The 13614-nt window shown below is 71.0% G+C and carries 9 protein-coding genes; 8 read left to right on the top strand and 1 reads right to left on the bottom strand.

Going from position 1 to position 13614, the window contains the following annotated elements; all coding sequences use genetic code 11:
• The first annotated feature begins 121 nt into the window (after positions 1-121).
• From ACFYW7_RS22155 to ACFYW7_RS22140, 4 genes are all read left to right on the top strand, one after another.
• A complete protein-coding gene (locus ACFYW7_RS22155) occupies positions 122-1789 on the top strand; it encodes a fumarate hydratase (protein WP_389504887.1) in 1668 nt (555 codons plus the stop codon).
• 239 nt (positions 1790-2028) lie between these two features.
• Complete coding sequence (locus ACFYW7_RS22150; protein ID WP_389504885.1) at positions 2029-3432, top strand: class II fumarate hydratase; 1404 nt, start codon at positions 2029-2031, stop codon at positions 3430-3432.
• A gap of 115 nt (positions 3433-3547) precedes the next feature.
• On the top strand, positions 3548-4240 hold the full coding sequence (locus ACFYW7_RS22145) for a DUF402 domain-containing protein (RefSeq protein ID WP_389504883.1): 693 nt from the start codon (positions 3548-3550) through the stop codon (positions 4238-4240).
• A gap of 412 nt (positions 4241-4652) precedes the next feature.
• A complete protein-coding gene (locus tag ACFYW7_RS22140) occupies positions 4653-6812 on the top strand; it encodes a SpoIIE family protein phosphatase (protein WP_389504881.1) in 2160 nt (719 codons plus the stop codon).
• A gap of 97 nt (positions 6813-6909) precedes the next feature.
• Here ACFYW7_RS22140 and ACFYW7_RS22135 read toward each other — a convergent pair whose 3' ends face one another.
• Positions 6910-9240: a transglycosylase domain-containing protein gene (locus tag ACFYW7_RS22135; protein ID WP_389504879.1), complete on the bottom strand. Its 2331-nt coding sequence runs from the start codon at positions 9238-9240 to the stop codon at positions 6910-6912.
• A gap of 256 nt (positions 9241-9496) precedes the next feature.
• Between ACFYW7_RS22135 and ACFYW7_RS22130 the strand changes: the two genes are divergently transcribed.
• From ACFYW7_RS22130 to ACFYW7_RS22115, 4 genes are all read left to right on the top strand, one after another.
• Positions 9497-9751 carry a hypothetical protein gene (locus ACFYW7_RS22130; RefSeq protein WP_389504877.1) on the top strand — a complete coding sequence of 85 codons (255 nt, stop codon included), beginning with the start codon at positions 9497-9499 and terminating at the stop codon, positions 9749-9751.
• Positions 9752-10058: 307 nt separating this feature from the next.
• Positions 10059-10586, top strand: coding sequence for a PadR family transcriptional regulator (locus tag ACFYW7_RS22125; RefSeq protein ID WP_389504875.1), 528 nt, complete (start codon positions 10059-10061; stop codon positions 10584-10586).
• Positions 10583-11278 (top strand): ABC transporter ATP-binding protein, encoded by a 696-nt coding sequence (locus tag ACFYW7_RS22120; protein WP_389504873.1) that lies wholly within the window; start codon positions 10583-10585, stop codon positions 11276-11278. Before ACFYW7_RS22125 ends, ACFYW7_RS22120 begins: the two co-directional genes overlap by 4 nt.
• Positions 11275-13605 carry an ABC transporter permease gene (locus ACFYW7_RS22115; protein ID WP_389504871.1) on the top strand — a complete coding sequence of 777 codons (2331 nt, stop codon included), beginning with the start codon at positions 11275-11277 and terminating at the stop codon, positions 13603-13605. Before ACFYW7_RS22120 ends, ACFYW7_RS22115 begins: the two co-directional genes overlap by 4 nt.
• Positions 13606-13614: the final 9 nt, after the last annotated feature.

The raw sequence follows: 13614 nt of genomic DNA, 5'->3' as shown, positions 1-13614 counted from the left end.
GTCAGGTCCTACGCTGGTGGACGCTGCCGATGAAGGCCGGCCTCAGGCGAGTGAGCCGAAGGGGCGCGCCGCCGCGGCGAACGAGCCCCAAAAGCTGTCTGTCTAGTGAGGAATGGGCGAGATGCCTGAGTTCGCGTACACCGATCTGCTCCCCCAGGGAGAGGACACCACGTCGTACCGGCTGGTGACCTCCGAGGGTGTCTCCACCTTCGAGGCCGACGGGCGCACGTTCCTCAAGGTGGAGCCGGAGGCGCTGCGCAAGCTCGCCGCGGAGGCCATCCACGACATCCAGCACTACCTGCGGCCCACGCACCTCGCCCAGCTGCGCCGCATCATCGACGACCCGGAGGCCTCGGCGAACGACAAGTTCGTCGCCCTGGACCTGCTGAAGAACGCGAACATCGCGGCCGCGGGCGTGCTGCCCATGTGCCAGGACACCGGCACCGCGGTCGTCATGGGCAAGCGCGGCCAGAACGTGCTCACCGAGGGCGGCGACGAGGCGGCCCTGTCGCGCGGCATCTACGACGCGTACAAGAACCTGAATCTGCGCTACTCGCAGATGGCTCCGCTGACCATGTGGGACGAGAAGAACACGGGCTCGAACCTGCCGGCGCAGATCGAGCTGTACGCCACCGACGGCGGCGCCTACAAGTTCCTCTTCATGGCCAAGGGCGGCGGCTCCGCCAACAAGTCGTTCCTCTACCAGGAGACCAAGGCGGTCCTCAACGAGGGCTCCATGATGAAGTTCCTGGAGGAGAAGATCCGCTCCCTCGGTACGGCGGCCTGCCCGCCGTACCACCTGGCGATCGTCGTCGGCGGCACGAGCGCCGAGTACGCCCTGAAGACCGCGAAGTACGCCTCCGCGCACTACCTGGACGAGATTCCGGCCGAGGGCTCCGAGCTCGGCCACGGTTTCCGGGACAAGGAGCTGGAGGAGAAGGTCTTCGAGCTGACCCAGAGGATCGGGATCGGCGCGCAGTTCGGCGGCAAGTACTTCTGCCACGACGTGCGCGTGGTGCGCCTGCCCCGCCACGGCGCGTCCCTCCCGGTCGCGATCGCCGTCTCCTGCTCGGCCGACCGCCAGGCCGTCGCGAAGATCACCGCCGAGGGCGTCTTCCTGGAGCAGTTGGAGACCGACCCCGCGCGCTTCCTGCCCGACACGACGGACGAGCACCTCGACGAGGCGGGCGACGTGGTGAGGATCGACCTCAACCAGCCGATGGACGACATCCTCACCGAGCTGACGAAGCACCCGGTCAAGACCCGGCTCTCGCTCACCGGCCCGCTCGTCGTGGCGCGCGACATCGCGCACGCCAAGATCAAGGAGCGGCTGGACGCGGGCGAGGAGATGCCGCAGTACCTGAAGGACCACCCGGTGTACTACGCCGGCCCGGCCAAGACCCCCGAGGGCTACGCGTCCGGCTCCTTCGGACCGACGACCGCGGGCCGCATGGACTCCTACGTGGAGCAGTTCCAGGCGGCGGGCGGCTCCAAGGTGATGCTGGCGAAGGGCAACCGCAGCAAGCAGGTCACGGACGCCTGCGCCGCGCACGGCGGCTTCTATCTCGGCTCCATCGGCGGACCGGCCGCCCGGCTCGCCCAGGACTGCATCAAGAAGGTCGAGGTCGTCGAGTACGAGGAGCTCGGCATGGAGGCCGTCTGGAGGATCGAGGTCGAGGACTTCCCCGCCTTCGTGGTCGTCGACGACAAGGGCAACGACTTCTTCCAGGATCCCGCCCCCTCCCCCACCTTCACCTCCATCCCGGTGCGGGGCCCCGGGCTGGTCTAGTACGGGCCCTCGCGACGTCCTGGGTGACGTCGTACGGGTCCCCGCGCGCGTCGTACGGCGTGCGGCGCGCGGACCCGTACGAGGCGCCCGGGACGACGCCCCGCGGAAGGGGTGAACGGCCCGCCGCCGGGCGGCTGTTCACCCGTCGCGTCCGCGGGGCCGCTCGGACGAACGGTCCCGTGCGCGGCGGGGGAACACGCGCGGCCTCCGGGATGCTGTCCCTCATGGAGGTGTCACCAATGGCAGATGGCCAGGGCGAAGGCGCGTACCGGATCGAGCACGACTCCATGGGCGAGGTGCGGGTGCCCGCGGAGGCGAAATGGCGGGCGCAGACGCAGCGCGCCGTGGAGAACTTCCCGGTCTCCGGACAGCGCCTGGAGCGCGCGCACATCGAGGCCCTCGCCCGGATCAAGGGGGCCGCCGCCAAGGTGAACGGCGAGCTGGGCGTGATCGGCAAGGACGTCGCGGAGGCCGTCCAGGAGGCGGCCGCCGAGGTCGCCGCGGGGAAGTGGGACGCGCACTTCCCCGTCGACGTCTTCCAGACGGGGTCGGGGACCTCGTCGAACATGAACGCCAACGAGGTCCTCGCGACGCTCGCGACGGAGCGGCTCGGACGGGACGTGCACCCGAACGACGACGTCAACGCCTCGCAGTCGTCCAACGACGTCTTCCCCTCCTCGATCCACATCGCCGCCACCGGCGCCGTCACCCACGACCTGATCCCGGCGCTGGAGCATCTGGCGGCCGCCCTCTCCCGCAAGGCCGAGGAGTTCGGCGACGTCGTGAAGTCGGGGCGGACGCATCTGATGGACGCCACGCCCGTCACGCTGGGCCAGGAGTTCGGCGGGTACGCCGCCCAGGTGCGCCACGGGGTCGAGCGGCTGCGCGCCTCGCTGCCGCGGCTCGCCGAACTGCCCCTGGGCGGCACGGCCGTAGGCACCGGGATCAACACTCCGCCCGGGTTCTCCGCGGCGGTCATCGAGGAGGTGGCCCGCGCGACCGGGCTCCCGCTGACCGAGGCGCGCGACCACTTCGAGGCGCAGGGCGCCCGGGACGGGATCGTCGAGACCAGCGGGCAGCTCAGGACCGTCGCGGTCTCGCTGACGAAGATCGCGAACGACCTGCGGTGGATGGCCTCCGGGCCGCGCACCGGGCTGGCCGAGATCTCCCTGCCCGATCTCCAGCCGGGGTCCTCGATCATGCCCGGCAAGGTGAACCCCGTGATCCCGGAGGCCGTGCTCATGGTCGCGGCGCAGGTCGTCGGGAACGACGCGACCGTCGCCACCGCGGGGGCCGCGGGCAACTTCGAACTCAACGTCATGCTGCCGGTGATCGCCAAGAACGTCCTGGAATCCGTCCGGCTGCTGGCGAACGTCTCGCGGCTGCTCGCCGACCGCACGATCGACGGGATCGTCGCGCACCGCGAGCGGGCCCGGGAGTACGCGGAGTCCTCGCCGTCCGTGGTGACGCCGCTGAACAGGTACATCGGGTACGAGGAGGCCGCGAAGGTCGCCAAGAAGGCGCTGGCGGAGCGGCGGACGATTCGCCAGGTGGTGCTGGACTCGGGGTACGTGGAGCGCGGGGACCTGACCCTGGAACAGTTGGACGAGGCGCTGGATGTCCTGCGGATGACGCGTCCGTAACAGCCCGTATGCGATAAGAAACGCCTGATGACGGCTCCGTAACAGCCGTTCACCGATGCGGAGAACCCTGCCTCGGGCCGAGGCGTCGTATGCCCGGGGCACCTAATATCTCTTCATGGGAGACGGTGAAGCGGTGGGACGAGCGGAAGCGGACGGGCCGGCGGGGTACTGGGAGCCCGGGAGTCAGATCCTGTGGCGGTACCGGGAGAACGCCGGTGAGCACGTCCACATCTGCCGTCCCGTGACGGTCGCGCGGGACGACGACGAGCTGCTCGCGGTGTGGATGGCGCCGGGTACGGAGTGCGTGAAGCCCGTGCTCGCCGACGGTTCGCCGGTGCACGGGGAGCCGCTGGAGTCGCGCTACACGAAGCCGCGCGCGGTGCGGCGCGCCCACTGGTTCGGGACCGGGGTGCTGAAGCTGGCGCGGCCGGGCGACGCGTGGTCGGTGTGGCTGTTCTGGGATCAGGGCTGGCGTTTCAAGAACTGGTACGTGAACCTGGAGGCTCCACTGACCCGTTGGGCGGGCGGGGTGGACTCCGAGGATCACTTCCTCGACATCTCGGTCCACCCGGACCGGACCTGGCGATGGCTCGACGAGGACGAGTTCGCGATGGCGCAGCGGGCCGGTCTGATGGATGCTCGACTGGCGGCACGCGTACGGGAGGCGGGGTGGTCGGCGGTCGAGGTGATCCGCGCCTGGGGCGCGCCGTTCTCGGACGGATGGCAGCACTGGAGGCCCGATCCGGGCTGGCCGGTTCCCGTTCTGCCGGATGACTGGGACCGTACGCCCGCGCACGTGTCCTCATGAGACCCTTGATGCGCCCCCGTGGTACAACCGTAGGATCGTCTTCCGCAAGGGCGCACGGCAGTAACAACTCCCGCAGGATGAGCCGGGCTTGACCACATGTCACCGAGGGGCGGCAGGACGTGAGCGAGGGGTACGAGGCGTACGGCGGCGTGGCCGGCCAGGGACCGGTCGCACCGCGCGGGCTTGCCACGACGGTCGCGCGGGCGGAGGCTTTCGCCACCACCCCCCTGTCGGCACGGGTCGTTCCCGGCCGTCGGCGGGCCGTACCGAGCCGGGCGGCGGCTGTCCTTGCCGTCGCTCCCGGCGCCGACGACACGCAGAATCCGTTCCTGGGGCACACATTCCGGGTATCGGGGCTGCGGGACGAACTGCGTGCACGGCGCGCAGCCCCGGACGGATGGACTCGACACGCGTGACGGAGCACCCCACCTCGCACGAGCGACGGCAGAGCGGCGCCGCCCGGCCGCCCGCCCCCGCGGACCCTCGCGGGGCGCTCCTGCGTACCCCGGAGCAGCCGTCCCAGGTACCCGGTTCCGGCGCGTTACCGGTACAGGCACGTACGGGCGACGCGCCGCGGAGCCCCGGTTCGGGCGCGCCGCGCGGCAAGCGGAAGGCGGCGCGCGGTCAGGCGTCCGCCGATGTCGGCGTGTCCGCGTCCTCCGGCACCGACACGCCTTCGTCGTCGCCCGCCGCCGGGTCCGGCCCCGAGCACTCCCAGCCTTCGGCCACCGAACCCGATCCGCACCGGCCGCGTCCCGCGCCCGAGGGCATCCCGATCCAGCCGGACGCCGAGCGGGACCGGTCCTCGCGGACCTCGGGCGGCAAGGAGCGCCGTTCCGGCGCGGGCCTGCCGCAGGGCGGTCCCATGCCCATGCGGCGCGACGGGGACCGGCTGCGCTTCGTGGGCGCCGCGACCCGGCGGATCGCCCGGGGCATCGACCTGGACGAGATCGTGATGGGGCTGTGCCGGGCCACCGTGCCGACCTTCTCCGACTCGATCCTGGTCTATCTGCGCGACCCGCTGCCGGTCGGCGACGAGCGGCCGACGGGTCCTCTCGTGCTGCGGCTGCGGCGCACCGACCGGATTCCCGAGGAGCGGGACACCGAGAGCGGTTTCGTGTCCGCGCTGCGGCCGGAGCCGAGCGAGCTGTCGGCGATGACGGCCGAGCTGTGCGAGGTGCGTCCCGGTGGCGCCCTGGCCGAGGTGCTGCGCGGGGTGCGTCCGGTGTTCGCGGACGCGCCGGCCGCCCGGGCCGCGCTGCCCGAGCTGCTGGGTGACGATCTGCCGGTCCCCGGCGGGCAGCGGGCGATCCTCGCCCCGTTGCGCGGCCGGCGCCGGGTGATCGGCGCGGCGCTGTTCCTGCGTCGCCCGGAGCGGCTCGCGTTCGAGGCCGACGATCTGCTGGTCGCGGCGCAGCTCGCCACGCACAGCGCGCTCGGCATCGACAAGGCGGTGCTGTACGGGCGTGAGGCGTACATCGCCGACGAGCTCCAGCGCACGATGCTGCCGGAGACGCTGCCGCGGCCCACGGGCGTGCGGCTCGCGTCCCGTTATCTGCCCGCGGCGGAGACGGCGCGCGTGGGTGGTGACTGGTACGACGCGATCCCGTTGCCGGGCAGCCGGGTCGCCCTGGTCGTCGGTGACGTGATGGGCCACTCGATGACGTCGGCGGCGATCATGGGTCAGCTGCGGACGACGGCGCAGACCCTCGCGGGGCTCGATCTGCCGCCGCAGGAGGTGCTGCACCATCTCGACGAGCAGGCGCAGCGGCTCGGCACCGACCGCATGGCGACCTGCCTGTACGCCGTGTACGACCCGGTGGCGCACCGGATCACCATCGCCAACGCGGGCCATCCGCCGCCGGTGCTGCTGCACCTGGGCGGGCGGGCCGAGGTGCTGCGGGTGCCTCCGGGCGCTCCGATCGGTGTGGGCGGGGTCGACTTCGAGGCGGTGGAGCTGGACGCGCCGGCCGGGGCGACGCTGCTGCTGTACACCGACGGGCTGGTCGAGTCGCGGCTGCGTGACGTCTGGACCGGGATAGAGCAGCTGCGGGAGAAGCTCGCGGCGGTCGCGGCGCTGACCGGACCCGATCATCCGCCGCCGCTGGAAGCGCTGTGCGACGAGGTGCTGGACATGCTCGGCCCGGGTGACCGGGACGACGACATCGCGCTGCTCGCGGCACGGTTCGACGGGATCGCGCCGAGCGACGTCGCGTACTGGTTCCTGGAGCCGGAGGACGCGGCGCCGGGCCGGGCGCGGCGTCTGGCCCGGCGGGCGCTGGCCCGCTGGGGCATGGAGGACATGACCGACTCCGTGGAGCTGCTGGTCAGCGAGGTCGTGACGAACGCCGTGCGGTACGCGTCGCGGCCCGTGACGCTGCGGCTGCTGCGGACGGACGTGCTGCGCTGCGAGGTCGGTGACGACGTGCCGCAGCTGCCGCGGCTGCGGCAGGCGCGGGCCACGGACGAGGGCGGTCGCGGGCTGTTCCTGGTGAACCGGCTGGCGAGGCGGTGGGGGGCGACCCGGCTGAGTACGGGCAAGGTCGTCTGGTTCGAGCTGAACCGGAGCTGACCGGCCGCTCGTCCGCCGCGGGAAACGAAGAGGGCGCCCGGATCCCCGGGCGCCCTCTCCTTCTGTCCACGTGTCCCCGTGGCTACCCGCCGAAGGGCTATTCGTCGCTCTGGTCGAACGGGTTGTCCGGAATGTCGTCGGTCGGGGTCTCCACCGGCGCGGACGGGGGCGTGGTCGACGGCGGGGGCGTCGAGGGCTCCTTGGTGGGCGTCGGCGGGCTGCTGCTGGTGGGCGGCTCCGACGACGGTTCCTCGGTGGTCGGCGTCGAGGACGGCGTGCTGGACGGCGACCGGGTGAGGGTGGGGAGGTCCGTCGGCTGCACCGCCGCGCCCGACGTGGTGTTCAGGTCGAACTCGGTGACCTTTCCGCCCATGGCCTTGAAGGTGTACGCGGCCCAGATCTTCGCCGGGTAGCCACCGCCGTTGACGCGGCCGCCCTCCGCGATGAGACCCGTGGCGCCCTTCATGGAGACCTGGTTCTGGGTCTTGGCGTCCTCACCGAACAGCAGGACCGAGGTGACCAGGTTCGGCGTGTAGCCGGTGAACCAGGCCGACTTGTTGTTGTCGGACGTACCGGTCTTGCCGGCGACCTGCTGGCCGCCCCGGTTCGGGTTCTCCCGCACCGAGAGGCGGGCCGTACCGTCGTCGACCACGCCGGTGAGCACCGAGGTCACCGTGTCGGCGGCCTCCTCGGTGATGACCCGGGCGCCGATGGCGTCGGGCATCTTGACCGTACGGTCCTTGTGCTCGGCCTTGGCGACGAGCGCCGGGGTGACCTTCTTGCCGTGGTTGTCCAGCGTGGCGTACGCGCCCGCCATCTCCATCGGGCTCGCGCCCATGGAGCCGAGGGTCTGCGCGGGGACCGCCTGGACCCCCTTGGTGTTCATGCCCAGCTTGCCGGCGACCTTCAGCACCTCGTCCATGCCGACGTCGACGCCCATCTGGGCGAAGACGGAGTTGATGGACTTGTTCATCGCGGTCTGCACGGTGACGTCGCCGTAGTCCTGCTCGTCCTCGTTCGGCGGCGCGAAGGCGATGTCGCTGCCCACGACGGGACGGCGGCTGGTGCCGTCGTACACGGTGTTCGCGACGATCGGCCGTCCGGACTGCGTCTTGGCCTCCTCGGCGAGGGCGGCCGCGAAGATCAGCGGCTTGAACGTCGAGGCGGCCTGGTAGTCACGGCGCGTCGAGTTGTTGATGTAGTGCTTGAAGTAGTCCTTGCCGCCGTACATCGCGAGGACCTTGCCGGTCTTGGGATCGACCGACACGGCACCGGCCTGGACGTTGGCGTCGACCTTGCGCTTCTTCGGGTCCAGCTTGCTGGTGAGCTGCTCCTTGACGGTCTTCTCCAGCAGGGCCTGCTTCTTCTTGTCCACGTTGAGCGTGATGGTCCAGCCGCCCGCGGTGACCAGGGCCTTGGCGTCGTCGAGGTCGGCCGCGGTGCCATCGGCGACGAGCTGCTTGGCCAGCTCGTTCTCGGCCGCCTCCACCACGTAGCCGGTCTGGCCCTCCATGCCGGGCGCGCCCTTGGGCTCCTCGGGAACCGGGAACTTCATCCCGGCGCGCTTGCCCGCGTCGAGCCAGCCCTGCTCGACCATGTTGTCGAGGGTGTAGTTCCAGCGGGCCTCGACCAGCTTCTTGCCGGTCTTCGAGGCGACCGCCCAGTCGTACTGGCTCGGTGCCTGGAGCAGCGACGCGAGGTAGGCGCCCTGCTTGACGTCGAGCTCGCTGGCGTCGACCTGGTAGTAGGCCTGGGCCGCCGCCTGGATGCCGTACGCGTTGCGGCCGTAGTAGCTGGTGTTGATGTAGCCCGCGAGGATGTCGTCCTTGGACTTCTGGCGGTCCACCTTCAGCGAGATGACCAGTTCCTTCAGCTTTCGCGTGACGGTCTGGTCCTGGCTGAGGTAGTAGTTCTTGACGTACTGCTGGGTGATCGTCGAACCACCCTGCTTGCCCTTGCCGGACAGGGTGTTGACCAGGCCTCGGGTCGTGCCCTTGAGGTCGATCCCGGAGTCGTTGTAGAACGACTTGTTCTCGGCGGCTACGAACGTCCGCTGGACTCCCTTGGGCACCTTGGACAGATCGACGATCTCGCGGTTCACCTTGCCGGTGCGCGCAAACATGCTGCCGTCGCTGTAGTGGTAGATGTTGCTCTGGCGCCTCGCGGCCGCGTTGCCCTCGGGTACGGACACGACCATGTAGAGCACGATGAAGGTGCCCATGCCGAGCAGGCAGAAGCCCAGGAACGTCCCGAGGACCGTCTTCCAGTTCACGAACCGGCGTATGCCGGTTCGGCGGGGCTTCCCGCCCGTCCTGCCGCCCGGCTGCGCGCCGGACTCGGGGCCCGCCGACTGATGTCCGGACGAACGCTGGGGCGCCGCGCGGTGGCCCTGCGCCTGCCGCGCTCGTCTCTCTTCCGCTCGTCCCATGGGTCGATCCGCTCCGCTTCACTCTCGTGTGGCACACAAGTTCGTCGCTCAGGTCAGCTCAGAAAGCTAACACCGCGCGCTATGACAAAGGGCTGCCGATCCGGTCTTTTCCGGACGTGACAATCAGCACGCCTTGGACACATGCCTCAACGAAACCGACGAGCGGGAGGGGCAGAAGGTTGCCATGACGACTAAAGTGTTATCACTTTGCTAGCCACGGGGACCGCGCCCCGCGAAGACGAAGGGCCCCCTGCCAGTGACGACTCCGACGGAAAGAACCCCGCCGCGACGGCCGGAACAGCGCAAGCAGGTGCTGCTGCGGCTCGATCCGCTGGTGTACGAGTCCCTGACCCGCTGGGCGGGCGACGAACTGCGCTCCGCCAACGCGCAGATCGAGTTCCTGCTGCGCCGCGCGCTCTCCGAGGCCGGGCGTCTGCCGGGCGGGACGGGCCCCATCCCCCGCCGCGGGCGGCCGCCGGCGACCGGGGGACCGGAGCCCCTGGAGGGGTAGACCCGGGAGCCGACCGACCCACCGGCGCCCGGCACGCCTCCCCCGCGGACCGGCGCACGACCCCCGCCCGCACCGCCGGACGCCCGGCGCCTCCGCCCGCACCACCCGACGCGCGGCGCACCGACCCACACCGCCCGACGCCTGACACCGGCCCGCCCCGGCGCCGCGCGCCGGCTGGTTCAGAACCGTGACAATCGGCGCTGACCAGCCGAGTCATCCCCGCCACCCTCCTTACCCACCGCCCTTTCGCCGACCTCTACACAGTGCGTATACACGGCGTGTATACGCACTGTGTAGAGTGCTTCGCATGTCCATCGGTCACACCCTCCTAGGACTCCTGGAGTCCGGGCCGCGCCATGGTTACGACCTGAAGCGGGCCTTCGACGAGAAGTTCGGTCACGACCGGCCACTGCACTACGGCCAGGTCTATTCGACGATGTCGCGTCTGCTCAGGAACGGACTCGTCGAGGTCGACGGGATCGAGGCGGGCGACGGGCCCGAGCGCAAGCGGTACGCGATCACCGATGCCGGGATCACCGACGTACAGCAGTGGCTCGCGACGCCCGAGAAGCCCGAGCCGTACCTCCAGTCGACCCTGTACACGAAGATCGTCCTCGCCCTGCTGACGCACCGCGACGCGAGCGGGATCCTCGACACCCAGCGTTCGGAGCACCTGCGCATGATGCGCATGCTGACCGAACGCAAACGCAAGGGCGATCTGGCGGATCAGCTGATCTGCGACCACGCCCTCTTCCACCTGGAGGCCGATCTGCGCTGGCTGGAACTGACCGCGGCCCGCCTCGACAAGCTCGCCGAGGCGGTGACGGTCCGATGACGACTGCCCCTCCCGCGGGTTCCCTGCTCACCGCGTCGGACCTGCGCAAGACGTACGGACCGACGGCCGCGCTGGACGGCGCCGCGTTCTCCATCCATCCCGGCGAGGTCGTCGCCGTGATGGGCCCCTCCGGCTCCGGCAAGTCCACCCTGCTGCACTGCCTCGCCGGGATCGTCACGCCCGACTCCGGCTCGATCATGTACGACGGCCACGAGATGGCGACGATGAACGACGCCCGGCGCAGCGCGCTGCGCCGTTCCGATTTCGGGTTCGTGTTCCAGTTCGGCCAGCTCGTACCGGAGCTGACCTGTGTGGAGAACGTCGCGCTGCCGCTGCGTCTGAACGGCAGGGGCCGCAAGGAGGCCGAGCGCGCGGCGCTGTCGTGGATGGAACGGCTGGAGGTCGACGACCTCGGGGGCAAGCGGCCCGGAGAGGTCTCCGGCGGTCAGGGCCAACGCGTGGCGGTCGCCCGCTCGCTCGTCACCGAACCTCGCGTGCTGTTCGCCGACGAGCCGACGGGGGCGCTCGACTCCCTCAACGGCGAGCGCGTGATGCAGCTGCTGACCGAAGCGGCCCGCTCGACGAACGCCGCCGTCGTCCTCGTCACGCACGAGGCGCGCGTGGCCGCGTACTCGGACCGCGAGATCGTCGTACGGGACGGCAGGTCCCGGGACATGGAGCGGATCGTATGAGTGCCCGCCAGTGGTCCCGCGACCTGACCATGGGCGCCCGGTTCGCGGTGACCGGGGGCCGCGAGGCCTGGATGCGGGTCCTGCTGACGGCCGTCGGGGTCGGACTCGGGGTGGCGCTGCTGCTGCTCACCACGTCGTTCCCGAACGCGCTGGACGCCCGGCAGGCCCGGGAGTCCGCCCGCAACGACATCACCTACAGCTCGACGGTGCGGAAGAAGTCCGACCGGACGGTGATCGTCGCGCTCGCGGGCACCACCTTCCACGACGAGGACATACGCGGCCGGCTGCTCGAACCCGAGGGGGCCCGGGCCCCGCTGCCGCCGGGTCTGTCCGCGTTCCCGGCGGTCGGCGACATGGTCGTCTCGCCCGCGCTGGACCGGCTGCTGAAGTCCTCCGCCGGCAAGCTCCTGCGGGAGCGGCTCGACTATCGCGTGAGCGGCACGATCGCCGACAGCGGGCTCGTCTCCCCGCACGAACTCGCCTACTACGCGGGGGCCGAAGGCCTGCGACCCGGCGACTGGAGCAGCGGCGGCGCGGAGCGCCTCGACCACTTCGGTGCCACGCCGCAGTCCGAGCCGATGGATCCCGTCCTGGTCCTGCTCGTGCTGATCGTCTTCGTGGTGCTGCTGATGCCGGTCGGTGTCTTCATCGCGGCGGCCGTACGGTTCGGCGGTGAGCGGCGCGACCGCCGGCTGGCGGCGCTGCGGCTGGTCGGCGCGGACGGGCGGATGACCCGGCGGATCGCCGCCGGGGAGGCGCTGGCCGGAGCCCTGGTCGGGCTGGTCCTCGGCGCCGGATTCTTCCTGCTCGGCCGTCAGCTCGCGGGCCTGATCACGGTCTTCAGGGTCAGCGTCTTCCCGGGCGACCTCAGCCCGACGCCCGCCCTGGTGGCGCTGGTCGTCGTCGCGGTGCCGGCCGCCGCGGTCGCGGTGACGCTCTTCGCGCTGCGCGGAGTCGTGATCGAACCGCTCGGTGTGGTGCGTACGGCGCGGCCCGCGCGGCGCCGGCTGTGGTGGCGGCTGCTGCTGCCGCTCGGCGGCCTCGGCCTGCTCTACCCGATGATCGGGCAGGGACGGGACGACGGCGACTTCAACCAGTACCTCGTCGTCGGCGGTGTCGTCCTGCTCCTGGTCGGCGTCACGGCCCTGCTCCCCTGGGTGGTCGAGGCGGTCGTCGCCCGGCTGAACTCCGGTGGCGTCGCCTGGCAACTCGCCGTCCGCAGGCTTCAGCTGAGCAGTGGCACGGCGGCCCGTATGGTCAACGGCATCGCGGTCGCGGTGGCCGGGGCGATCGCCCTGCAGATGCTGTTCGCGGGGGTCGACGGCGACTACTCGAGGGCCGGCGACAACGACCTCACGCGGGCCCAGATGTCCCTCCAGGTGCCGGGGAGGGTCCCGATGGACGAGGCGGTCCGGCAGTTGTCCGCGACCGAGGGCGTCACCCGCACGACGGCCCTGGGCCAGGCCGATGTGGGCGACGGACGCTTCGAACCGGGCCTCCAGACGTCCCTGACCGTCGGCGACTGCGCGGCCCTGCGGGAGGCGGCGAGGCTGCCCTCCTGCGAGGACGGCGACATCTTCGCGGTGACGAACACCCAGTGGGACGAGAACACCGCGTCGATGAACAAGGCCGGCCGGAAGCTGTACGTCGACCCGTCCTACGACTCGGCCAAGGGCCAGGAGATCCCCTGGACGGTGCCGAAGGGGGTCAAGCGGGCGCAGCCGCGCGAGGACCCGTCGGGCGGTGAGCGCGGCGGATTCCTGTTCACGCCCGGCGCGCTGCCCGCGAAGGCGACGGCCGCCGTGCGCGGGACGGTCTATATCCAGCTCGACGAGTCGGTGCCGGACGTGCGGGAACTCGTCCGCAACAGCGCGGCGAAGCTGGACCCGCTGGCCGACCCCAGCACCTGGACGGCGACGATCCAGTCGGAGAAGTTCAGGTCCATCCGGACGGGCCTGTTCGTCGGGGCGACCTGTGTCCTCGTGCTGATCGGCGCGAGCCTGCTGGTCTCCCAGCTGGAGCAGCTGCGCGAACGCAAGAAGCTGCTGTCGTCGCTGGTCGCCTTCGGCACCCGGCGCCGCACGCTGAGCATGTCGGTGCTGTGGCAGACCGCGATCCCGATCGGGCTGGGACTCGGGCTCGCGTCGGTGGTGGGGCTGACCCTCGGGACGGTCCTGCTGAAGATGACGGACACCCCGGTGGCCGTGGACTGGACGAGCGTGCTGTCGATGACCGGTGTCGGCGCGGCGGTCGTGGCACTGGTGACACTCCTCAGCCTGCCGCCGCTGATCCGGCTGATGCGGCCGGACGGGCTGCGTACGGAGTAGGACGCCGTC

The organism is Streptomyces sp. NPDC002580 (assembly GCF_042889485.1).
Taxonomy (GTDB): domain Bacteria; phylum Actinomycetota; class Actinomycetes; order Streptomycetales; family Streptomycetaceae; genus Streptomyces.
This window is presented reverse-complemented; position numbering and strand designations above follow the sequence as displayed.

What these genes read in the sequence shown, in the direction of transcription:
- ACFYW7_RS22135 (WP_389504879.1), bottom strand. Translation starts at nt 9,240, where the DNA reads ATGGGACGAGCGGAAGAGAGACGAGCGCGGCAGGCGCAGGGCCACCGC.
- ACFYW7_RS22150 (WP_389504885.1), top strand. Translation starts at nt 2,029, where the DNA reads ATGGCAGATGGCCAGGGCGAAGGCGCGTACCGGATCGAGCACGACTCC.
- ACFYW7_RS22120 (WP_389504873.1), top strand. Translation starts at nt 10,583, where the DNA reads ATGACGACTGCCCCTCCCGCGGGTTCCCTGCTCACCGCGTCGGACCTG.
- ACFYW7_RS22125 (WP_389504875.1), top strand. Translation starts at nt 10,059, where the DNA reads ATGTCCATCGGTCACACCCTCCTAGGACTCCTGGAGTCCGGGCCGCGC.
- ACFYW7_RS22145 (WP_389504883.1), top strand. Translation starts at nt 3,548, where the DNA reads ATGGGAGACGGTGAAGCGGTGGGACGAGCGGAAGCGGACGGGCCGGCG.
- ACFYW7_RS22115 (WP_389504871.1), top strand. Translation starts at nt 11,275, where the DNA reads ATGAGTGCCCGCCAGTGGTCCCGCGACCTGACCATGGGCGCCCGGTTC.
- ACFYW7_RS22155 (WP_389504887.1), top strand. Translation starts at nt 122, where the DNA reads ATGCCTGAGTTCGCGTACACCGATCTGCTCCCCCAGGGAGAGGACACC.